Origin of the sequence: Luteimicrobium sp. NPDC057192, assembly GCF_042670205.1 — a bacterium.
Lineage (GTDB): Bacteria > Actinomycetota > Actinomycetes > Actinomycetales > Cellulomonadaceae > Luteimicrobium.
Genome location: NZ_JBHUWD010000041.1, coordinates 1 through 21,896, shown reverse-complemented (window position 1 = coordinate 21,896; position 21,896 = coordinate 1). Strand labels below are relative to the sequence as shown.

General features: G+C 73.2%; 21 protein-coding genes, 1 tRNA gene and 2 pseudogenes. 22 read left to right on the top strand and 2 right to left on the bottom strand.

The features are described from left to right. Positions 1 to 77 precede the first annotated feature (77 nt). From ACFT5B_RS16940 to ACFT5B_RS16900, 9 genes and pseudogenes are all read left to right on the top strand, one after another. Complete coding sequence (locus ACFT5B_RS16940) at positions 78 to 2,318, top strand: glycoside hydrolase family 127 protein (protein ID WP_386800343.1); 2,241 nt, start codon at positions 78 to 80, stop codon at positions 2,316 to 2,318. Positions 2,319 to 2,454: 136 nt separating this feature from the next. Beyond that, positions 2,455 to 2,802 (top strand): Sec-independent protein translocase subunit TatA, encoded by a 348-nt coding sequence (gene tatA / locus ACFT5B_RS16935; RefSeq protein WP_386800342.1) that lies wholly within the window; start codon positions 2,455 to 2,457, stop codon positions 2,800 to 2,802. A gap of 51 nt (positions 2,803 to 2,853) precedes the next feature. Beyond that, on the top strand, positions 2,854 to 3,579 hold the full coding sequence (gene tatC / locus ACFT5B_RS16930; RefSeq protein ID WP_386800353.1) for a twin-arginine translocase subunit TatC: 726 nt from the start codon (positions 2,854 to 2,856) through the stop codon (positions 3,577 to 3,579). 57 nt (positions 3,580 to 3,636) lie between these two features. Continuing rightward, positions 3,637 to 4,089, top strand: coding sequence for a Sec-independent protein translocase TatB (locus tag ACFT5B_RS16925; protein ID WP_386800341.1), 453 nt, complete (start codon positions 3,637 to 3,639; stop codon positions 4,087 to 4,089). A 56-nt stretch (positions 4,090 to 4,145) separates the two neighbouring features. Beyond that, positions 4,146 to 5,147: pseudogene (locus ACFT5B_RS16920) on the top strand (beta-L-arabinofuranosidase domain-containing protein); the annotation flags it as partial. A gap of 73 nt (positions 5,148 to 5,220) precedes the next feature. Next, positions 5,221 to 5,448: pseudogene (locus ACFT5B_RS16915) on the top strand (beta-L-arabinofuranosidase domain-containing protein); the annotation flags it as partial. A gap of 33 nt (positions 5,449 to 5,481) precedes the next feature. Further along, positions 5,482 to 6,720: a LamG-like jellyroll fold domain-containing protein gene (locus ACFT5B_RS16910; RefSeq protein ID WP_386800352.1), complete on the top strand. Its 1,239-nt coding sequence runs from the start codon at positions 5,482 to 5,484 to the stop codon at positions 6,718 to 6,720. Between the two features lie 50 nt (positions 6,721 to 6,770). Further along, complete coding sequence (locus ACFT5B_RS16905; RefSeq protein ID WP_386800340.1) at positions 6,771 to 9,272, top strand: amylo-alpha-1,6-glucosidase; 2,502 nt, start codon at positions 6,771 to 6,773, stop codon at positions 9,270 to 9,272. Between the two features lie 177 nt (positions 9,273 to 9,449). Next, the gene (locus ACFT5B_RS16900; RefSeq protein ID WP_386800339.1) at positions 9,450 to 11,576 is read left to right on the top strand and encodes a putative Ig domain-containing protein; all 2,127 of its coding nucleotides are present in this window, start codon (positions 9,450 to 9,452) and stop codon (positions 11,574 to 11,576) included. Between the two features lie 40 nt (positions 11,577 to 11,616). Here the strand turns inward: ACFT5B_RS16900 and ACFT5B_RS16895 are convergent, their stop codons facing one another. Further along, positions 11,617 to 12,231: a protein-L-isoaspartate O-methyltransferase gene (locus ACFT5B_RS16895; RefSeq protein WP_386800338.1), complete on the bottom strand. Its 615-nt coding sequence runs from the start codon at positions 12,229 to 12,231 to the stop codon at positions 11,617 to 11,619. Between the two features lie 102 nt (positions 12,232 to 12,333). Here ACFT5B_RS16895 and ACFT5B_RS16890 point away from each other — a divergent pair, with 102 nt between their 5' ends. The 13 genes from ACFT5B_RS16890 to ACFT5B_RS16830 all read left to right on the top strand — a co-directional run bounded on the left by ACFT5B_RS16890 (position 12,334) and on the right by ACFT5B_RS16830 (position 21,615). Beyond that, entirely contained in the window at positions 12,334 to 12,540 is a 207-nt protein-coding gene (locus ACFT5B_RS16890) for a dodecin family protein (RefSeq protein WP_386800337.1), read from the top strand. A gap of 184 nt (positions 12,541 to 12,724) precedes the next feature. Further along, positions 12,725 to 13,033, top strand: a complete 309-nt coding sequence (gene rplU / locus ACFT5B_RS16885; protein ID WP_227994653.1) for a 50S ribosomal protein L21 — start codon at positions 12,725 to 12,727, stop codon at positions 13,031 to 13,033. Positions 13,034 to 13,106: 73 nt separating this feature from the next. Next, complete coding sequence (gene rpmA, locus ACFT5B_RS16880) at positions 13,107 to 13,364, top strand: 50S ribosomal protein L27 (protein WP_036949482.1); 258 nt, start codon at positions 13,107 to 13,109, stop codon at positions 13,362 to 13,364. Positions 13,365 to 13,458: 94 nt separating this feature from the next. Then, a complete protein-coding gene (gene obgE / locus ACFT5B_RS16875; RefSeq protein ID WP_386800336.1) occupies positions 13,459 to 15,033 on the top strand; it encodes a GTPase ObgE in 1,575 nt (524 codons plus the stop codon). Further along, positions 15,030 to 16,196: a glutamate 5-kinase gene (gene proB, locus ACFT5B_RS16870; protein ID WP_386800335.1), complete on the top strand. Its 1,167-nt coding sequence runs from the start codon at positions 15,030 to 15,032 to the stop codon at positions 16,194 to 16,196. Before obgE ends, proB begins: the two co-directional genes overlap by 4 nt. Positions 16,197 to 16,289: 93 nt before the next feature. Beyond that, positions 16,290 to 16,844, top strand: coding sequence for a dihydrofolate reductase family protein (locus ACFT5B_RS16865; RefSeq protein WP_386800334.1), 555 nt, complete (start codon positions 16,290 to 16,292; stop codon positions 16,842 to 16,844). Between the two features lie 101 nt (positions 16,845 to 16,945). After that, positions 16,946 to 18,286, top strand: a complete 1,341-nt coding sequence (locus tag ACFT5B_RS16860) for a glutamate-5-semialdehyde dehydrogenase (RefSeq protein ID WP_386800333.1) — start codon at positions 16,946 to 16,948, stop codon at positions 18,284 to 18,286. A gap of 144 nt (positions 18,287 to 18,430) precedes the next feature. Then, positions 18,431 to 18,577: a hypothetical protein gene (locus ACFT5B_RS16855; RefSeq protein ID WP_386800332.1), complete on the top strand. Its 147-nt coding sequence runs from the start codon at positions 18,431 to 18,433 to the stop codon at positions 18,575 to 18,577. A 59-nt stretch (positions 18,578 to 18,636) separates the two neighbouring features. Then, positions 18,637 to 19,239 carry a nicotinate-nucleotide adenylyltransferase gene (gene nadD, locus ACFT5B_RS16850; protein ID WP_386800331.1) on the top strand — a complete coding sequence of 201 codons (603 nt, stop codon included), beginning with the start codon at positions 18,637 to 18,639 and terminating at the stop codon, positions 19,237 to 19,239. Then, positions 19,236 to 20,408, top strand: a complete 1,173-nt coding sequence (locus ACFT5B_RS16845; protein ID WP_386800330.1) for a hypothetical protein — start codon at positions 19,236 to 19,238, stop codon at positions 20,406 to 20,408. The genes nadD and ACFT5B_RS16845 overlap by 4 nt, the downstream gene beginning before the upstream one ends. Further along, positions 20,405 to 20,788 carry a ribosome silencing factor gene (rsfS, locus tag ACFT5B_RS16840; protein ID WP_386800329.1) on the top strand — a complete coding sequence of 128 codons (384 nt, stop codon included), beginning with the start codon at positions 20,405 to 20,407 and terminating at the stop codon, positions 20,786 to 20,788. Before ACFT5B_RS16845 ends, rsfS begins: the two co-directional genes overlap by 4 nt. 7 nt (positions 20,789 to 20,795) lie before the next feature. Further along, positions 20,796 to 21,497 (top strand): histidine phosphatase family protein, encoded by a 702-nt coding sequence (locus tag ACFT5B_RS16835; RefSeq protein ID WP_386800328.1) that lies wholly within the window; start codon positions 20,796 to 20,798, stop codon positions 21,495 to 21,497. A 45-nt stretch (positions 21,498 to 21,542) separates the two neighbouring features. After that, positions 21,543 to 21,615 (top strand) — tRNA-Ala (locus tag ACFT5B_RS16830). 88 nt (positions 21,616 to 21,703) lie between these two features. Here the strand turns inward: ACFT5B_RS16830 and ACFT5B_RS16825 are convergent. Then, positions 21,704 to 21,896, bottom strand: a 193-nt coding sequence (locus ACFT5B_RS16825) for a hypothetical protein (protein ID WP_386800327.1), incomplete at its 5' end; no start/stop codon positions are given.

Here is a 21,896-nt window from a genome sequence, read left to right as displayed (position 1 = left end):
CCCCGCCCGCCGTGCGGCACGCCGCGCGGCGGTCCGTGCAAGGTCTGTCACGACACTCGAAGGGGAGTTGAAGTCTCATGCACCAGCACCTCGAACCGTTCTCCCGGCGATCCGTGCTCCAGCTCGGCCTCGTCAGCGCCGCCGCGGGCGGGCTCGTCGCCACGGGGATGGGGGCCACCGCCGCGGTCGCGGCACCCGGCCCCGCGGCTGCGACCGCGACGCTCCCGCGGCGCTACCTGCGGCTCTTGGACCGCTCCACGACGTTCGACAACTGGGTCGCCACACCGTTCTCGCTCTCGGACGTGTCGCTCGCGCCGAGCGTCGCGACGCGCTCGCAGGACCAGATGCTCAACTTCCTCCGCGCCTTCCCGGTGGACCGGGTCCTGGCCGTCTACCGGCAGAACGCCGGCCTGGACACGCGCGGGGCCAAGGCGCCCGGCGGCTGGGAGGGCTTCGGCGCGGCCACGGAGGACGCATGGGGCCCGGACGACTACCCGGGTCGCGCCAACGCCAAGACCGCGAACCTCCTGCGCGGCCACTGGGGTGGGCACTTCCTCTCCGCGCTCGCCCTCGCGTACTCCAGCACGGGCGAGCAGGTCTTCAAGGACAAGGCCGACCAGATCGTCAGCGGGCTCGGCGAGGTCCAGGCGGCGCTCGCCGCGACCGGTCGCTACACGCACCCCGGGTTCCTGGCGGCGTACGGCGAGTGGCAGTTCAGCCAGCTCGAGAAGTACGCGCCCTACGGCGAGATCTGGGCGCCTTACTACACGTGCCACAAGATCATGGCCGGCCTCCGTGACGCGTACCAGCTCGTCGACAACGACCAGGCGCTGGCCATCGCGGCGTCGATGGGGGACTGGGTCGGCTCGCGCCTCGACAACCTGCCCGACGCGCAGCTCCAGAAGATGTGGGGCATCTACATCGCCGGCGAGTACGGAGGCATGAACGAGGTGCTCGCCGACCTGACGGCGATCACGGGTGACCCGAAGTACCAGCACACCGCGACGAAGTTCACCATCACGAACCTCGTCGACGCGTGCGCCACGGGTGTGGACACGCTCAACGGCAAGCACGCGAACCAGCACATCCCGCAGTTCTCCGGCTACGCCAAGATGTACGACCTCACCGGCGACACGCACTACCTCGACGCCGTCAAGGGCTTCTTCGGCATGGTCGTCCCGGGCCGTACGTTCGCCCACGGAGGGCACGGTCAGGGCGAGATGTTCGGTCCCGCGCACACGGTCGCCGGGGACATCGGCCCCCGGAACGCCGAGACCTGCGGCACCTACAACATGCTCAAGGTCGCGCGCCTCCTGTACTTCCACACGCTCGACCCCCAGTACATGGAGTTCTACGAGCGTGGCGTGATGAACCACATCATCGGCTCGAAGCGCAGCGTCGAGTCGGCGACCAGCCCCAACGTGACCTACATGTACGGCGTCAACCCGGGGACCACCCGCGAGTACGGGAACATGGGCACCTGCTGCGGCGGCACGGGTCTCGAGAACCACGCCAAGTACCGGGACTCGATCTACTTCCGGTCGTCCGACGGCAACGTCCTCTACGTCAACCTGTACCTGGCCTCCACGCTCGACTGGGTGGAGAAGGGCTTCCGGATCGTCCAGGAGACCGCGTACCCGCGCGTCGGTGCCACGAGGCTGACCGTCAACGGGACCGGCAGGCTCGACCTGCGCCTGCGGGTGCCGGGGTGGACCCGGAAGGGCTACGAGGTGCGTGTCAACGGCAAGCGCCAGAACCTCAAGGCTCTCCCGGGCCGGTACGTCAGCCTCGACCGCGACTGGACGAGCGGCGACGTCGTCGACGTCTCGATGCCGCTCGGCATCCGGGCCGTCCCGACGATCGACGACCCGACGGTCCAGAGCATCGAGTGGGGCCCGACCGTCCTGCTGGCCCGCAGCTCGTCGACCGAGTACCTCACGCTGTCGCTCTACGCGCACATGGCGCTGGACGGCACCGTCGACTCAGCGTTCACGGGCACCGGCGACGGCTACTTCCAGCTGGGCGACCTGACGTTCGAGCCGGCGTGGTCGGGCGACAACACGACCTACCACATGTACGTCAAGCGAGACGAGCCGAGCATCGTGTTCGCCGGCGTGGACACGGGCGTCGCGAACGTCACGCGGGAGAACGGCACGTCGTTCCTCGACGTGGTCTGGGGCGACGGCGGCTTCGAGAACCACGGCGCCTTCGTCTCGAAGGTCGCGCACACCGTGTCCCGGTTCGTCGACGACGGGCTGCTGAGCAAGAGCGACGGCCAGCGCGTGCAGGTCGCGGCCGCCCGGTCGCGGATCTCCTGACCGGACCGCACCACGGACCGGGGTGCGGGACGTCCGCCGGACGCCCGCGCCCCGGCCCGACCCCCCATCGAACCGCCCGACCGGTCCCGGGGCGACGACGCCCCGTCGGTCGGCGAGCACGGAAGAGGAGACTGCCATGGGTGCCCTCCGGCCCATCCACATCATTCTGCTGCTGGTCGTGATCGTGCTGCTGTTCGGCGCGCGCCGGCTCCCTGACCTGGCGCGCAGCGTCGGGCAGTCGCTCAAGGTCTTCAAGGACGAGGTGAAGGAGCTCACCGACGACGGCAAGGGCGGGGCGACGACGTCCGCGGCCGAGCCCGCCGCCGCCGGGAGCACGGGCGCCCCGACCGGCGCGGCCACCGCGACCGCACGCGTCGCCGACGGGCCGGCATCCGCGCCTGGGCCTGCCGCGGCGCCCCACCTGGGCCACGGACCCGCGGACCCGCTCCCGCACCCGGACGACGCCAACACGCTCCGGGGGTAGGGCGTGCCGGCGCACACCGAGGCGACGCGCGCCGCGAAGGCCGAGGGACGCATGCCGTTGCGCGAGCACCTGCGCGAGGCACGCAGGCGGCTGTTCCTCGTCGTCCTCGGCCTCGCGGTGGGCCTGGTGCTCGGGTGGTTCCTGTACGAGCCGCTGCTCGCTGCACTGCAGGTCCCGCTGCGGGTCGCCTCAGCCCACGAGGGCAGGACGGTCACCCTCAACTACACGGGGCTCGCCTCCGCGCTCGACATGAAGGTCAAGGTCGCGCTGTTCCTCGGCGTGCTCGTGACCTGCCCCTGGTGGCTCTACCAGCTGTGGGCGTTCACCACGCCGGGCCTCACGTCGCGGGAGCGCCGCTACGCCGTCGGGTTCCTGGGAGCCGCGGTGCCGCTCTTCCTGGGCGGCGCGGGCCTCGCCTGGTGGGTGCTGCCGCACGCGGTGAGCCTCCTCGCCGGCTTCGTCCCCGAGGACGCGGCCAACTACACGGACGCCCACGGCTATCTGACGTTCGTGATGCGGCTCGTCCTCGCGTTCGGGATCGCCTTCGTGTCGCCGGCGGTCCTCACCGGGCTCAACCTCGCGGGGATCGTCCGCCACGAGGCGCTCGCCAAGGGCTGGCGCGTGGCCGTGCTCGTCGCGTTCGTCTTCGCGGCCGTCATGACGCCGACGCCCGACGCGCTCACCATGCTCGTCGTCGCGCTGCCGATCTGCGCCCTCTACGCGGGCGCGCTCGGCCTCGCCGTGTGGCACGACCGTCGCGCGGACGCGAGCGGGTGACGGTCCCGTGACGAGCCGCGGCGTGCCCTCCGACTCCCAGCCACCTGCGAGGACCCCATGTTCGACATCAACCCGGGCGAGCTCGTCGTCATCGTCGTGCTCGCCGTCGTGCTCATCGGCCCCGAGAAGATGCCCCAGTACGCGGCACAGCTGGGACGGCTCGCGAGGCGGGTCCGCGGGCTCGCCCTCGACACGCGGGAGCGCGTCGCCGAGCAGCTGGGTGCCGAGGCGGCCGACATCGAGTGGTCGAAGCTCGACCCGCGGCAGTACGACCCGCGGCGCATCGTACGTGAGGCCCTGATCGACGACGGCCCTCTGGTGCCGACCTTCCGCGACGTCTTCGGCCGTGCGGGCGCTGCGGCGCAGGACGGACCCTCGGCCGCCCCGCCGCCCGTCGCGCCGCCCGCCGCGGAGGTCGAGCCCCTCGCACCCGAGCCGCGCGCGGCCGAGACCACCTCGGCTCCGCGCACCGCACCGCAGCCCGTCGCCGCCGACCGCGAGGCGACCTGAACCCCACCGCATACCCGGCCCGCCAGGAGCCGGTCCCTCGAACGAAGGAGCTCACCGTGCACGGCGTCGTCCCTGATCGATCCCTTCCCGGCAGGCGGCAGGTGCTGCAGGTCGCCGGCCTCGTCGCCGCGTCGTTCGGCCTCCCCGCTGCCTCCGCGGCGGCCGCGACCCGCGGCGCCCCAGGCCCGGCGACGTCGTCGGGCGCGAGGCCGGCGCGGGCGGCCCTGGCCGCCGTGCCCCTCGGCGACGTGACGTTGCTCGACAGCCGCTACCGGCAGAACATGCGACGCACCACGGCCTACCTGCGCTACGTCGACCCGGACCGCATGCTGCACACGTTCCGGCTCAACGTCGGTCTGCCCTCGACCGCCGCGCCGCTCGGCGGCTGGGAGGCGCCCGACGTCCAGCTCCGCGGTCACTCGACCGGGCACCTGCTCTCGGGGCTCGCGTTCGCCGCCGCGAACCTGCACGACGACGAGCTCGCCGCCAAGGGAGCCTTCCTCGTCGCGGAGCTCGCGCGGTGCCAGGCGGCGAGCCCCGCGGCCGGGTACACGGCCGGCTACCTCTCGGCGTTCCCGGAACAGGCGTTCGCCGACATCGAGAACGGCAAGAACATCTGGGCGCCCTACTACACGATCCACAAGATCCTCGCGGGCCTGCTCGACCAGCACGTGCTGCTCGGCACGCCGCGGGCGCTCGACGTCGCGAAGGGCATTGCCTCCTGGGTGGACGCGCGCCTCACACCGCTGGCCGAGGACCAGCGGCAGAAGTTGCTCAAGATCGAGTTCGGCGGCATGGGCGAGGCCCTGGTGAACCTCCACGCCGTCACGAGGGACCCGGAGCACCTGCGCCTCGCGCGGCTGTTCGACGAGGCGGTCTTCTACGACCCGCTGGCCGCGCGGACCGACGCGCTCTCGGGGCGCCACGCGAACACCGACATCCCCAAGGCGATCGGGGCGGCCGCGGAGTACGAGGCGACCGGCGAGCAGCGCTACCGGACGATCGCCACCTCGTTCTGGGAGCACGTGGTGCACCACCACACGACGGTCATCGGGGGGGAACAGCAACGCCGAGTTCTTCGGCGACCCCGACCAGGTCGCGAGCTTCCTCGGCGAGAACTCGTGCGAGAACTGCAACAGCTACAACATGATCAAGCTCTCGCGGCGGCTCTTCCTCCAGGACCCGAGCCGGTCCGACTACATGGACTACGTCGAGTGGACTCTCCTCAACCAGATGCTGGGGGAGCAGGAACCGGACTCCGAGCACGGCTTCGTCACCTACTACACGGGCCTGTCGTCGACGGCGAGCCGCAAGGTCAAGGACGGCCTCGGCGCCGCGCCCGGCTCCTACAGCAGCGACGACGACAACTTCTCGTGCGACCACGGCACCGGCATGGAGACGCACACGAAGTTCGCCGACAGCATCTGGTTCACGGGGTCGGACGCGCTGTGGGTCAACCTGTACATCCCTTCGGAGCTGCGCTGGCGTGAGCGGGGCGTCGGGCTGCGGCTCGAGACCGGCTACCCCTACGACGGCCGGGTCCGGATCACGGTGACCGGCGGTTCCGGGACGTTCGCGCTTAAGCTGCGCATCCCGTCGTGGGTCCGTGGCCGCAACGCCGCGGTGGCACGCGTCAACGGCCGCGCCGCGACCCGCTCCGACGGCGGCACCTACCTGACGCTCGACCGCACGTGGCGCCGGGGCGACGTCGTCGACCTCGACCTGCCGCTGGACCTCGCCTGGCTCGAAGCCCCGGACAACCCCGCGGTGAAGGCGGTCGCGTACGGGCCGCTCGTGCTCGCCGGGCGGATGGGCTCGACCCCGACCCCCACCATCCCCGTCGTCGACGCCGGCACCCTGCGCCGGACGGGCGCCCACGAGTGGAGCCTCGCCGTCGGTGACCGGACGGTCGCGCTGGCGCCGTTCCTCGACGTCCAGCACGAGCACTACAACGTCTACTGGGCCGTGCCGCCCGCGAAGCGAGGGCCGGCGATCGTCGCGGCGTACGGGTTCGACGAGGCCGACGGTCCGGCGACCGACGCGAGCGGCCGGTTCGCGCCGGCGCAGCTCGTGGACGGCGCCGTCCGCGAGGCCCGCGACGACGGTCGTGCGGTCGCGCTCGACGGCAAGGGCGCGCACGTGCTGCTGCCCGGCGGGATCCCGGCCGGCCTCGACCAGCTGACGGTGTCCGTGTGGGCGCGCGTCGACCAGCTGGTCAACAACACGCACGTCTTCAACTTCAGCTTCAACCTCAACAGCTACTTCTTCGTCAACGTCCGCACCGGCACCAACAAGGCGCGGTGCGCCCTCAAGCTCTCCGGCATGGAGGCCGAGGATGTCGTCGACGCCGACATCCCGTTCCCGACCGGAGCGTGGACCCACCTCGCGGTCACGCTCGGCGCCGACGGCGGACGGTTCTACCTCGACGGCGTGCTGCGGGGGCAGAACCCCACGCTGACGATGTCGCCCCTCCTCGTCGGGGCGACACAGCACAACTACCTCGGGCGGTCGCACGACAAGCGGCACCCGTTCCTGACCGGCGCGGTCGACGACCTTCGGGTCTTCGGGCGCGCCCTCACCGCCGCGCAGGTGCAGGCGCTCGCGGCGGGCCGGGTGCCGAAGGTCCGCTGAGCGGGCCCGGCACCCCGGACCACCACCACAACCCAGGGAGGACATCCACGATGAACCTGCAACCAGGACGCAGAGCGAGCGCGGCGGTCGTCGCCGCCGCGCTCCTGTGCGCCGGGGCCGCGACCACCGCGGCCGAGGCCACAGGCTCACCGACGGGCGGCAGCACCGCCGCGCCGTCGCTCGACCAGCTCGCTGTGCCGTTCGCGCGGCCCGGCTTCAAGGAGCAGGAGTTCGACGGCGCCCTGCTCGTCGGCGAGGGGCAGACCCGCTTCTCGCTGGCGTTCGACATGGTCTCGCCCGCGGGCAAGGTCATCGACGACAACATGGTCCCGTACATCAAGCGGATCGGGCCGGTCACCCCGGACGGCTCGTACTACGAGATCGACGTGAGCACCGACGACGGCTCGGTCACGGCCGAGTCGATCGGCGCGCTGAAGGCGATGCTCGCCCACCCGGAGGACTGGACGGCGGCGGAGGTCGCCAAGGCGACCACGGAGCTGCCCAAGCAGGAGGCGGCGTACGAGGCGATCCAGAAGAACGCCCGCGAGATCCGGATCCGGTACTCGGTCACGGGCGCCGGCGAGATCGTCGGGTCCGCCACGGCGCTGACCGACGACACGACCGTGTACCTCCAGGCGAGCGCCCCGTGGTCGGAGCCGAGCACGTACACCCAGGACGGAGCGACGGGCATCGTCGCGACGTCGGCGGGCGTGCGGGACGCGACGGTCACGGGCAACTTCCGCCTCGACTCGACGCGCACGCCCGACAGCGTGGCCACCTACGCATCGGTCGCGGAGATGAACAAGGGCCTCGTCGGCAAGGCGGCCCAGGCCGGTGACGGCGTCGTCGCGCAGAAGTACACGCTGGCCCGGGGCGAGACCGTCGCCTTCCACGCGCAGACGTCGACGGCGGCGCTCACGCCCGCGCGCATGAGCACCGGCGCCGTGACGAAGGTCCTCGACCACGCGCGCACCGCCGCGGACGACGGCACGATCCACGGCCAGGGTCCGACGGGCCAGGCCGCGACGTACATGCGCGACGCCATGGCCCTCAACGACAACTGGGACGAGAAGTACGACCGCTCGTTCGTCATGTGGGGCTGGGGCGGGGGCGGGGACGACATCTTCCTCGGGTGGGACTCCGGCTGGGACGCGATCACCGAGCTGTCGGTCGACCCGGCGACGGCGCTCGACCACATCCGTGACTTCTACGACCACGGCGGACCGCGCTACGACCAGCTCAACGCGGGCCCGATGCACGCGTACGCCGCCTGGCGCGCGTACACGCGCACGGACGACACGAGCATCCTGAAGCTCGTTTACCCGGTCATGGCGAAGTACATCGCCCGGATGCCCGAGTTCGACACCGACGGCGACGGCCTCCTCGAGAGCCCGTGGGCGGGCGAGCGCCAGGGCGGGCGCGGCAACCACCTCGGCCTGGACGACAGCCCGCAGTACTGGAACTACCAGGAGATCGACAAGGTCGGCGGCTCCGACCCGACGCGCGAGAACACGAACATGACGGACGTCGCGCTCAACTCCTACTACGGGCTGCTGGCGGACACCCTCGCGCGCATGGCGCAGGTGCTCGGCGACGACGCCGGGCAGGCGCAGTACACCGCGCTGCACGAGAAGCTCTACGACCGGATGAACGCCCGGCTGTGGAACAGCGAGCGGGGCATGGACCTCAACCGGTACCTCGACGGCTCGTGGGAGCCCACGGTCACGCCGACGGTCTTCTACCCGCTGTTCGGCGGGCTCGCGACGCCCGAGCGCGCCGCGAGCATGGTCCGCGACCACCTGGAGAACCCGGCGGAGTTCGGCGGTGACTACGTCATCCCGAGCGTGGCCCGGAACGACCCGGCGTACTGCGCCGCCGGCCACACGAACCCGTCGACGAGCTCCTACAGGTACTACCAGTCACCGGGCGAGGAGGACGCGTGCGAGGAGTGGCAGGGCGCCGTCTGGCCGCCCATGAACGCCACGGTCTACGACGGGCTCAAGCGGTACGGCCTCGACGACGCCGCGGCCGAGCTCGCGGACAAGTCCACCGCGCTGTGGCTCACCACGTGGAAGGACCTCGGCTGGTTCCCGGAGTACTGGGACTCCGAGCCCGGCCAGGTGTTCAACTCCGCCGCGACGACGACGGCGTTCCACACGTACTCGTGGTCGAACCTCATGCCGCTCATGAGCACGTCCGAGCTCATCGGCGACGAGCCGTGGGGTGAGGCCGACGGGTTCCGGTTCGGGTCCGCGGGGCTCCACGGCACCAACACGGTGTCGGACGTGCCGCTCAAGGGCCACCTCTGGTCGGTCACCGCCGGCCCCAAGAAGACCACGCTCCGGCGTGACGGCGCGACCGTCGTCACGATGACGGGCGGGCGGGCCGTCGCGCGCGACGTGGTCATCGCGGAGACGGGCGGCCTGACCGTCACCACGGACGCGCCCCTGACGGTCTCCGTCGACCTGCCCGGTGGCGGGCACCACACGGTCACGGTGCACGCCGGGACGACGCAGGTGCGCTGGACGCCGACGAGCGTCACGACGTCGTAGCGCACGCCGACGCAGCTCGGGGCCGCCGTCCTCCGCGTGAGGGCGGCGGCCTCGGTCGTCCTGACAACGGTGTCTCACACTGCTACGTTCGATGCGCTGCTGCCTGTGCGAGAGCAGCGGGCTCGACGACGAGACCCGGCACGCCGACGTGCCGGCACGCAGACGAGGGGTGGAACGATGAGGTTTCGACGGTTCGGACGCGCTCTCGTGGCGCTGGGGACGGCGGCCGCGCTCACGGGCGTCGGCGGCGCGGTCGGCGCGACGACGGTCGCCACAGCCGACGCGGCGGCGCCGGTACCAGCGGTCGCGTCGACCAACGTCACGGCCGACGGCGGGTGGCGCACGTCCTGGACGCAGTCGCAGCAGCGGGTCTCGGGCCTCAGCGCGGATACCTTCAAGAACCGCTCGATGCGCATCCTCACCCGGCTGACCCAGGGCGGCCCGTCCGTGCGCCTCAGGCTGCAGAACCAGTTCGGCACCAAGCCGCTGACCGTCGACACGACGACGGTGGGGTTGAGCGCCGGCGGTGCGACGGTCCGTCCGGGCACGCTGCGGACGGTCACCTTCGGCGGGTCGAGCACGGTGACGATCCCTGCCGGCGGCCAGGTGTGGAGCGATCCGGTCGAGCTCGCGACGAAGGCGCAGGACGACCTCGACGTCAGCTTCTACTTCAAGGAGGCCAGCGTCCTGGTGCTCCACGACCTGGCAGGGCGGACCAACTACTTCTCGGCGGAGGGCGGCGGCGACACGACCGCCGACACCTCCGGCGCGGGCTTCCCCGACATGCACGGCTGGACGTACCTCGTCAGCGCGGTGGACGTCGAGAACCCGGCGCTGGCGGGGACCGTCGTCGCGTACGGCAGCTCGGTCGTCGACGGCGTCGGCGGCGACAACTGCGGCGCCGGTTGCCCGAAGCCCGACCCGTACCAGCGCTGGACCGACACGCTCGCTCGGCGCGTGGTGTCCGAGCTCCCGGCGGACCAGCAGCTCGCCGTCGTCAACGAGGGGATCTCGGGCACCACCGCGTCGGCCGCGTGCCAGGCCGGCGGCATCGACGGCGTCTCACGCCTCGACCGCGACGTGCTCGCGCTCCACGGCGTGTCCGCGGTCCTCTACTACTACGGCACCAACGACCTCGCCGACGGCTGCAGCGCCGACACGATCCTCGCGGCCTACCACGAGACGTTCTCCCGTCTGCACGCGGCCGGGATCAAGGTCTACGTCACGCCGATCACGCCCCGGCCGGGCTACACCGCGACCCAGAACGCGTTCCGCGCGACGGTCAACGCGTTCGTCCGCGCGGGCGGGAACTGCTCGGGCACGTGCGACGGCGTCCTCGACTTCGACGCGGTGCTCAAGGACCCGGCGAACCCGAACGCCATCAACCCGGCCTACGACAACGGGGACGGGATCCACGCGAACATCGCGGGTCAGACGGCGATCGCCGACTCGATCCCGCTGGCCACGCTCACGGCGAGCAGCGCCCCTCGGCTCACGTCCGGCGCGCCCGACGACGCCCGCACCGGCCGCGCCTACCGAGCGACCTTCTCCGCGACAGGCTTCCCGGCGCCCACGTTTGCGGTGTCCGACGGGACGCTCCCGGCGGGGCTCGAGCTCGACCCCGCGACGGGCGTCCTCGCCGGGACCCCGACGTCGAGCGGCAGGTCGACCTTCACCGTGCGGGCGAGCAACGCCGTCGGGCACGACGACCGGACGGTCGCGCTGCGGGTGGTCCGCGCGCCCGTGCTCACGTCGGGCGCGCCCCGACCCGGCGTGGTCGGGGCGGCGTACGCGTTCCGGTTCCGTGCGGCCGGATTCCCCGCACCGCGGTTCGCCGTCACGGCGGGCGCGCTCCCGAAGGGCCTGAGCCTGGACCGGGGCACCGGCAAGGTCCGGGGCACGCCGACGACGGCGGGCCGTAGCGACGTCACGATCACGGCAAGGAACGGGGTCGGCACGCCCGTCCGGGCGCGCTACACGATCACCGTGGGCGAGGCCGCCTCGGCGGTCACCGTGGCCTCGGGTCCGCAGCAGGTCGTGCCGCACGCGCAGGTGCCGCTCGACGTCCTGGTGTTCGCGTCGGGGACGGCGGCGACGGGCCGCGTCCGGGTGACCGAGGGCCACGCGCTCCTGGCGGCCGGCACGGTCGACCCCGACGGCGACGTCCCCGGGGTGGCGCGTGCCCGCGTCGTCGTCCCGACCGGCATGCTCGACCGCGGTGTGCACGAGCTCACGGTCACGTACCTCGGCGACGACGACGTGGCGGGCTCGACGGCGACGTGGAGCGTGACCGTGGGGAAGTGAGCCGCGGCCCCGCGATCGCGTGGAGGCCGGCCGGAGGGTGTCAGTCGAGGGGGCCGCGCAGCGGGACGAACACGTACGACCCGTGCTCGCTCGCGTGCGCGCGGCCCGCGGCGTCCACCTGGACGAGGACCATGGTCGTGCGCACCGGGACCACGAGCCGGCCGCCCGGCGCGAGCTGGTGCACGAGGGCCCGCGGCAGCTCGTCGGGGGAGGCCGAGGCGAGGATCCGGTCCCACCCGCCCGGGCGGGCGCGGCCCAGGTGCCGCGGGTCGGCCGCCTCGACACGTGCCCAGGGCGCGTGGCGCGCGTCGAGGTTCGACCGACCGAACGCGACGAGCGACGGCTCGAGCTCGAGACCGAGCACCTCGCCACCCGGCCCGACGAGGTGGGCGAGCAGCGCGGTCGTCCAGCCCGAGCCCGACCCGACGTCGAGCACGTGCTGCCCGGGCCGGACGTCGAGCAGCCGCAGCATCGCGGCGACGGTGCTGGGCTGGGAGCCGGTCTGCCCGTGACCGAGGGGGAGCGCGACGTCGTCGTCGGCGCGCCCGCGGACGGTGGCGGGCAGGAAGTCGCGCCGTGGGACCGCCCGGAGCGCGTCGGTCACCGCGTCGTCGAGCGTGCCCGCCCCCGTGGGCCTCGTCGGCCGTGCCCTCATCCTCCCGACGCTAACGCGGCCTCCGCGCGTGCGGCGCCCCGGGTGCGGAGCGGGTCAGCCCGACGGAGGCTGGTCGGGACGGAGTTCGACGAGGAGGGCACCATGAGCGCATCGGTCGCACGCATCACCCACATCTCGGCGCGGTCGGACACGAGCTTCGACGACGCGGTCCGGACCGGCGTCGAGCGCGCCGCGCAGACGCTCCGCAACGTGTCGGGCGCCTGGGTGAAGGAGCAGAAGGTCAAGGTCGAGGACGGGCGTATCGTGGCGTGGCAGGTCGTGCTCGAGGTCTCGTTCGTGCTCGAGTAGCCCCTGACCTGGGGCGGTTTGACCCGGGCGGGGCGTGGCCCGTATCCTTGATCGTCGGCGCGTGTCATACGCGCTGGTCCCGTGTGCCCATGGGGCGGTCGCACTCGCACGCCGCGGCGTGTCGCAGTCTCCAAGACGATCGACCATGACGAGCACGCCCAGACGAGTAGAGATGAGCAGCAACGTGGTGTACGCGATCGTGAAGGCTGGCGGCCGCCAGGAGAAGGTCGCGGTCGGCGACGTCGTCGTCGTGGACCGCCTTTCCGCAGGGGTCGGCGACTCGGTCGAGCTTCCTGCGCTCCTGCTCGTCGACGGGGAGAAGGTCACCACCGACGCGGCGAAGCTCGCGAAGGTCAAGGTCACCGCCGAGGTCGTTCGGGACGAGAAGGGTCCGAAGATCGCGATCCTCCGTTACAAGAACAAGACGGGCTACCGCCGTCGCCAGGGTCACCGCCAGCAGCTGACCCGCCTCAAGGTCACCGGCATCAAGTGAGTCCCTCCCGTCGCACCGCGACGGGGTCTCACTCCTCCCACTTCTCCCTCGGTACGAGAGCAGGTCATCAGACATGGCACACAAGAAGGGCGCGAGCTCCTCGCGCAACGGTCGTGACTCCAACGCCCAGCGCCTCGGCGTGAAGCGCTTCGGCGGCGAGCAGGTCAAGGCGGGCGAGATCATCGTGCGCCAGCGCGGCACGCACTTCCACCCCGGCAACAACGTCGGCCGTGGCGGCGACGACACGCTGTTCGCGCTGACCGCGGGCGCCGTCCAGTTCGGCACGCGCCGTGACCGCAAGGTCATCGACATCGTCCCGGCCGAGGCCTGATCGGGCCGACCAGCCGGCTTGACCCGAGGGGCGCACCGTTTCGGCGGTGCGCCCCTCGGTTCGTTTCTTCCCCCTGCTCGAGAGGATCTTCCCCATGGCGACGTTCGTCGATCGTGTGGTGCTGCACGCCCACGGCGGTGACGGCGGCAACGGCTGCGCGTCCGTCCACCGGGAGAAGTTCAAGCCGCTCGGCGGCCCCGACGGCGGGAACGGTGGCAACGGCGGGTCGGTGATCCTCCGCGTCGACGCGCAGACGACGACGCTCCTCGACTACCACCACCGGCCGCTGCGCCGGGCCACGTCCGGCACGCAGGGGATGGGCGACCACCGCGCCGGCGCGACCGGCGGCGACCTCGTCCTCGGCGTCCCCGACGGCACCGTCGTGACGACGACCGACGGCGAGCTCCTCGCCGACCTCGTCGGGACGGGCGCGGAGTTCGTCGTGGCCGAGGGCGGCCGCGGCGGGCTCGGCAACGCCGCGCTCGCGAGCCAGCGCCGCAAGGCGCCCGGCTTCGCGCTCCTCGGCGAGCCCGGCGACGAGCGCGACGTCGTGCTCGAGCTCAAGACCATCGCCGACGTCGCCCTCGTCGGATACCCGAGCGCCGGCAAGTCGAGCCTCGTGGCCGCGATCTCCGCCGCGCGCCCCAAGATCGCCGACTACCCCTTCACCACGCTCGTGCCGAACCTCGGCGTCGTGCAGGCGGGCGAGGGACGCTTCACCGTCGCCGACGTCCCGGGCCTGATCCCCGGGGCAAGCCAGGGCAAGGGTCTGGGCCTGGAGTTCCTGCGCCACATCGAACGGTGCGCCGTGATCGTGCACGTCCTCGACTGCGCGACGCTCGAGCCCGGCCGCGACCCGGTCAGCGACCTCGACGTCATCGAGAGCGAGCTCGCCGCCTACGCGGGGGACCTCGACGAGGAGGCGGGCGTCGCCGGCGGCCGCGTGCCGCTCATGGAGCGCCCGCGCGTCGTCGTGCTCAACAAGATCGACGTGCCCGAGGCGCGCGAGCTCGCCGACTTCGTCCGGTCCGAGCTCGAGGACCGCGGGCTCCCCGTGTTCGAGGTCTCGACCGCGAGCCACGAGGGCCTGCGCCCGCTGACGTTCGCGCTCGCGGAGATCGTCGACAAGGCCCGCGCGGAGGCACCCGCACCCGAGCCCGCACGCATCGTCCTGCGGCCCAAGGCCGTCGACGAGGCGGGCTTCACCGTCACGCGCCGCCAGGACGCCGACGGCGTCTACTTCGAGGTGCTGGGTGCCAAGCCCGAGCGCTGGGTGCGGCAGACGGACTTCAACAACGACGAGGCCGTCGGCTACCTCGCGGACCGGCTCGCGCGCCTCGGCGTCGAGGAGAAGCTCTTCGCGACCGGCGCCGTCGCGGGAGACGAGGTGCGCATCGGCTCGGGCAAGGGCGCCGTGGTCTTCGACTGGGAGCCCACGCTGCTCACGGGCTCCGAGCTGCTCGGCGGTCCGCGCGGCACGGACCTGCGCCTCGACGACCGGCTGCGGCCGTCGCGCAAGGAGAAGCGCGCCGAGTACCACGACCGCATGGACGCCAAGGCGGCCGCACGCGACGAGCTGTGGACCGAGCGGTCCTCGGGCCACTGGTCCGACCCGGCCGACGAGGCCCGGGCCTCCTCTGCTGACGACGCCGAGGACGACCGGGCATGACGCCCGCGGCGGTCACGCCCGTCGTCGGGACGGGCTCGCGCGCCGACGTCGCCGTCGCGGAGCGGATCGTCGTGAAGATCGGCTCGTCGTCGCTCACGGGCGCCGACGGCCTGCTCGACGTCGACGCCCTCCACCGGCTCGTCGACGTGCTCGCCGCCCGCCGCGCCGAGGGCAAGCAGGTCGTGCTCGTGACCTCGGGTGCGATCGCGGCCGGCGTCGGCCCCCTCGGACTGACGGGCCGGCCCAAGGACCTCGCGACCGCCCAGGCCGCCGCGAGCGTCGGGCAAGGCTTGCTCGTCGCGCGGTACGCGCAGGCGTTCGGCGCCCACGGGCTGCGCGTCGGCCAGGTGCTGCTGACCGTCGAGGACACCGTGCGCCGGGGCCACTACCGCAACGCGCAGCGCACCCTCGAGACGCTGCTCGACCTCGGCGTCGTGCCGATCGTCAACGAGAACGACACCGTCGCGACGCACGAGATCCGCTTCGGCGACAACGACCGCCTCGCCGCGCTCGTCTCCCACCTCGTCCGGGCCGACGGCATGGTCCTGCTGACCGACGTCGACGGCCTCTACGACGCGCCGCCGAGCCAGCCCGGTGCCCACCGCATCCGCGAGGTGCGCTCGACCGCCGACCTCGAGGGCGTCGAGGTCACGGGCCGCGGGTCGTCCGTGGGGACCGGCGGCATGATCACCAAGCTCGACGCCGTACGGATCGCGTCCGCCTCGGGTGTCGCCGCCGTGCTCGCGCGGTCCGACCAGGTCGCCGCGGCGCTCGCGGGCGAGGACGTCGGCACGTTCTTCGCGATCACGGGCAAGCGGTCGAGCCGGCGCCGCCTGTGGATCGGGTACGCCGCGCGCTCCCAGGGGCGTCTCGTGCTCGACGCCGGAGCGGTGCGCGCGGTGCAGGGCGGCCGGGCGTCGCTGCTGCCCGCGGGCGTCGTCAGCGTCGAGGGGGAGTTCGACACGGGCGACGTCGTCGACCTCGTCAGCGAGGAGGGACGCGTCGTCGCGCGGGGGATCGTCGCGTTCGACGCGGCGGAGCTCCCGCAGCTGCTCGGTCGCTCGACCCACGACCTGCGCGCCGACCTCGGCGAGGGGTACGACCGCGAGCTCGTCCACCGCGACGACCTCGTCCTCGTGCGCGGGCGGCGCTCGGCCTCCTGAGGCGCGGCCCGATGCGACGGGCCGCGCGATGAGTCCGGCGCGCGGTGATGGTCTACCCGGTGACCCCTTCCCCGACCCGACCGGAGGCGCAGCGTGCGCTCGCTCGTGATCACCCAGAACCTCACGCTCGACGGCGCGGTCGAGATGCTCGACGACTGGTTCGAGCCCACCGCCCAGGCGGACCAGGCCGACCTGCTGGCCGAGCTCCGACGCCAGGACGAGACGGCCGACGCCATGCTCGTCGGACGGCAGACGTTCGAGGACTTCCGCGGCTACTGGCGCCACCGCGACGACGACGCCACCGGGATCGGTGCGTACCTCGACCAGGTCGCGAAGTACGTCGTGTCGTCGACGCTCACCGAACCCGGTTGGGAGCACACGACCGTGCTCGGCGGCGACCCCGTCGAGGAGGTCCGGGCCCTCAAGGACGCCCCGGGTCAGGACGTCGTCGTGACGGGCAGCATCACGCTGTGCCACGCGCTCGTCGCCGCCGACCTCGTCGACGAGTACCGGTTCTTCGTCTACCCGGTCGTCCAGGGACGCGGGCGGCGCCTCTTCCCCGACGGGACGCGGATCCCCGCCCTCCGGCTGATCGGGTCGCAGACCTTCGCGTGCGGGGTGGCCCTGCTGCGCTACGCCCGCGCGTGAGGCGCCGTCGCCGGAACGCGGCGAGCGCCGCCGGAGCGGAGGCGTCTCGCGTGCTGACACCCGCGCCCCCGGGCGTCGCCTCCCGCCCGTAGGCTGGGGACATGTCGACCCTCGCCCACGACACGCAGACCCACGCCCCCTCGACCGCGCCCTCGGCGCCCGGGGGAGCGCCTGCCGTCGACGTCGAGGAGGCGGTGCGCGCGGTCGCGGGCCGCGCGAAGGTCGCGTCGCGGGCGCTCGCGACCGCGAGCCGCGCGACCAAGGACGCCGCTCTCGAGGCGCTCGCCGACGCGCTGGTCGCGGCCACCGACGAGATCGTCACGGCCAACGCGCTCGATCTCGAGCGGGGCCGGGCCAACGGGCTGCCCGACGGTCTCCTGGACCGGCTGGCCCTCACGTCCGACCGCATCGTGGGCATCGCCGACGCGCTGCGCGAGCTCGCGGGCCTGCCCGACCCGGTCGGCGAGGTCGTGCGCGGGCAGACGCTGCCCAACGGCCTGCGACTGCGGCAGGTGCGCGTGCCGATGGGTGTCGTCGGGATGATCTACGAGGCGCGGCCCAACGTGACCGTCGACGCGGCGGGCCTCGCGCTCAAGAGCGGGAACGCCGTCGTCCTGCGCGGGGGCTCCGCCGCGGCGGAGTCCAACCGGGTGATCGTGGACGTGCTCGGCCGCGCTCTCGAGGGCGTCGGGCTGCCGGCGGACCTCGTGCAGTCCGTCGACCAGCACGGGCGCCCGGGCGGCGTCGCCCTCATGCACGCGCGCGGGCTCGTCGACGTGCTCGTCCCGCGCGGGGGCGCGGACCTCATCCAGACCGTGGTCCGCGAGTCGACCGTTCCCGTGATCGAGACCGGCGTCGGCAACTGCCACGTCTACGTCGACGCCGGCGCCGACGAGGCCATGGCCCTCGAGATCCTGCTCAACTCCAAGACCCAGCGCGTCGGGGTGTGCAACGCGGCCGAGACCCTGCTCGTGCACGCGGATGCCGCACCCACGTTCCTCCCGGCCGCGCTCGCGGCGCTCGCCGGGGCGGGCGTCGTCGTGCACGGGGACGCGGAGACGGCGCGGCTGGCGCCCGAGGGCGTCGAGGTGCTGCCCGCGACCGACGAGGACTGGGCCACCGAGTACCTCGCCCTCGAGATCGCCGTGCGCGTCGTGCCGGACCTCGACGCCGCGCTCGACCACATCCGCACCTGGACGTCCGGGCACACCGAGGCGATCGTCACCCGGGACCTGCCGTCGTCGGAGCGGTTCGTCGCCGAGCTCGACTCCGCGGCGATCATGGTCAACGCGTCCACGCGGTTCACGGACGGCGGCCAGCTCGGCCTCGGGGCCGAGATCGGGATCTCGACCCAGAAGCTCCACGCCCGCGGACCCATGGGCCTCGCGGAGCTCACGACCACCAAGTGGGTCGTCCACGGGGACGGCCACGTGCGTCCCTGAGAACCAGCCCGGCGCAGTGGGTCGTCCGCCCCACCGGACGTGAGACACTTGTTTCCGCCCGCCAGCACGCCCGCCCCGGGATGGTGGCGGACGGACAAACCGTCAGGCGCGACGCAGCGGCGTCGCGAGAGCGTAGGAGGACCCGTGTCCGCAGCTGTTCTGGTCGCTGAGAAGGTCGTCAACGAGCTCCCGGTCTCCCCGTACGTGTACGGCGGCACGGCCCTCGCCGTCCTCGTGGCGCTCCTGGCGGTCACGTTCGCGTTCCGTAGCGTCGGCACGCGCCACCACTGAGAGCGCTGCGTGCGAGCAGCCGCCTCGACGCCGCTACCGTCCCGACACCCGTGGTCCCGATGAGCGACGCCCCCGTCCGCCTGGGCGTCATGGGCGGGACGTTCGACCCGATCCACCACGGGCACCTGGTGGCGGCGAGCGAGGTCGCGGCCCGGTTCGCGCTCGACGAGGTCGTGTTCGTGCCGACCGGCCAGCCGACCTTCAAGCAGCACCAGCGGGTCACGGCCGCCGAGCACCGCTACCTCATGACGGTCGTCGCGACCGCGTCGAACCCGCGCTTCACCGTGAGCCGCGTCGACGTCGACCGCGGCGGGCTCACCTACACGATCGACACGCTCCGCGACCTCAAGGCCCAACGACCGTCCGCGGAGCTCTTCTTCATCACCGGGGCCGACGCGATCGAGCAGATCCTGCGCTGGAAGGACGTCGAGCAGCTCTTCGAGCTCGCGCACTTCGTCGCGGTGACCCGGCCCGGGCACCAGCTCTCGCTCGAGGGGCTGCCGCCGGACGGCGTCACCATGCTCGAGGTCCCGGCCCTGGCCATCTCCTCCACCGGCGTGCGCGAACGTGCCGCGTCCGGTCTGCCCGTCTGGTACCTGGTCCCGGACGGCGTCGTCCAGTACATCAACAAATACGGTCTGTACGAAGGTCCTGCGGCATGAGCGATCAAGGTGGATCCATCCCCGGAGGCGGCGCGCCCCTGACGCGCCGCGAAGTGCGTGAGCGCGAGCAGGCGCTCGCGGCCGCGCGAGACGAGCAGCAGCGCGCCGCGGAACGTCGGGCGACGCTCGAGCGGCTCGCGCGCGAGCGAGCGGCGCAGCAGGCGCAGCCCGCGCCCCGGCCGGCGTCGACGGCCCGTCCCGCTGCCGCCCCGGCGGCGCCGCAGCCGAGCCCGCAGCCGACGGCCTACCCGACGCCGGGCGCCGGCTACCAGGCCTCCGGCGTGACGGCCCCGTGGGGCCCCGCCGCGGGGTCGCCGCCTCCCGCTCCCGCCACGCCGCCCGCGCGGCGGTCGCTGCGAGACAGCGGCCAGCCCGCGCCCGTCGTCCGGCCGCCCGCCGGGGTCGCGAGCACCCGGTCCGTCGATGCGACCGGGCGGCTCATGCCCGTGCAGCCGGTCGCACCGACGAGCGCCGCTCCGGCCCCCGCGGCCGCACCGCAGCCCGCCGCCCCGGCACCTGCCGGGCCGACGCGGACGTCGATGCGGCCCACGACCCCGGCGGCCGCGCCCGCGACCGGCGGGCCCGCGTTCGGTCCGACGAGCGGCGCCCCGGTGAGCGGTGCCCCGGCGGCGTCCGGTCCGACGGCGGCGCCCGGTGCGACGGCAGCCTTCGGCGCGACCTCTCCGTTCGGTGCGACGACGGGAACCGCCGCGGCCGCGCCCTGGGCCACGACGACGGGCTCCCCGGCGCCGGCGGCACCCGCGCTCCCGGGCGGTGACCCTGGCGCGTCCGACCCAGCTGCACCCGGCTACGCCGAGGACTCGTCCGCGGCCGTCGTCGCCCCCTGGGGTGCGACCGGCGCCGAGTCGGCGGCCGGCCCGGTGGGGTTCGCCCCGACCGGTGGTGCCCTCCCGGTCGGCGGCGCGACCGCCGCGTACGGCGAGGACGTCGACGGCTACGACGACGAGGACGACGAGATCGAGGCTCCGCGCCACGCCTACACGTGGTTGCACTACCTCATCCTCGTCGCGGTCGCGTTCGTGCTGGGCCTCCTGATCTGGCAGCTCATGCTGCAGAACCACGGCGCCGGTCCCAGGACCGCGTCCGGCGCCACGGCGTCCGTCTCGCTCCACCTCTCCGCGCACCCCCACCCCGAAGGAACCCTGTGACCGCATCCGCACGCGCCGTCGACCTCGCGGTGGCCGCCGCCCGCGCCGCCGCCGACCGCAAGGCCGAGGAGATCATCGCCCTCGACGTGAGCGAGCAGCTCGTCCTCACCGACGTGTTCGTCATCGCGTCGGGGACGAACGAGCGCCAGGTCGCGGCGATCGTCGACGCGGTCGAGGAGGCGCTGCACAAGCTCGACGCCAAGCCGCTGCGCCGTGAGGGCAAGGGCGAGGGGCGCTGGGTCCTCATCGACTTCGGGGACGTCGTCGTGCACGTGCAGCACGCCGAGGACCGCGTGTACTACGCGCTCGAGCGCCTCTGGAAGGACTGCCCCGTGATCGAGCTCCCCGCGGACGTCGTCGCGGGCGCCGACGCGGAGTGACCCGCCGGTGAGCGCGCGCACTCTCGTCCTCGTGCGGCACGGCCGCACCGAGTGGAACGCCACCGGACGCCTCCAGGGCCACGCGGACGTCGCGCTCGACGACGTGGGCCGCTGGCAGGCCCGCCGTGGCGCGCAGACGCTGTTCCGGCGGCACAAGGCGTCGCTCGTCGTGGCGTCGGACCTGGTGCGCGCCGCGCAGACCGCCCAGGCCTACGCCGACGCCGCGGGCGCGCCCGTCGTGCTCGACGCCCGGCTGCGCGAGCGCGGGTTCGGGCAGTGGGAGGGGCTGACGCAGGCGGAGCTCGTCGAGGGGTGGCCCGAGCAGTACGCCGCCTGGCGTCGTGGCGAGGAGCCGGTCGGGATCGGCGCCGAGACCAAGGCCGCCGTCGCCGCACGCACGGTCGAGGCCATCCGTGCGTACGCGGACGACCTCGAGCCGGACCAGACGCTCGCGGTCGTCTCGCACGGCGCCGCCATCTCCCTGGCCGTCGCCGCGCTGCTCGGACAGGACGCGTCGTACTGGCGCGGGATCGCCGGGCTCAACAACGTCCACTGGTCGCAGCTCAGCCGGACGACGGCTGGCGCGACCCCCGACTGGCGGCTCGTCACCCACAACGCGGGGCCCGACTACCCCCTCGACGAGTGGAACTCGGGACCGGCCGACCTGGGCGACGACGCGGATTGGATTTCCGGGCCGAGTTCCGCCTAGACTGACGACGCTCCGCAGGACGGAAACGTCGGGCGGGACGCCTTTGGGGCTGTGGCGCAGCTGGTAGCGCACCTGCATGGCATGCAGGGGGTCAGGGGTTCGAGTCCCCTCAGCTCCACCGAAGGAAGAGGCCATCTCGGTTCACCGAGATGGCCTCTTCGTCGTGACGGGCCGGGTCGTGGGACGCCGACGCGGGCGCCGTGCGGTCAGCTCGCCTGCCTGACGGGGACGTCGGGGGCGGGGAACGAGACGACCTCCTCCTCGCAGGCGGTGCGGACGTCGGTGCCGCCGGCCGCGAGCGCTGCGAGGGTGGGGTCGTCGTGGGCTGCGTCGGTGACCACGACGCTGAGGGAGCTGCGGGGGACGGCTTCGACGACGGAGTCGTGGCCGAGGGTGGTG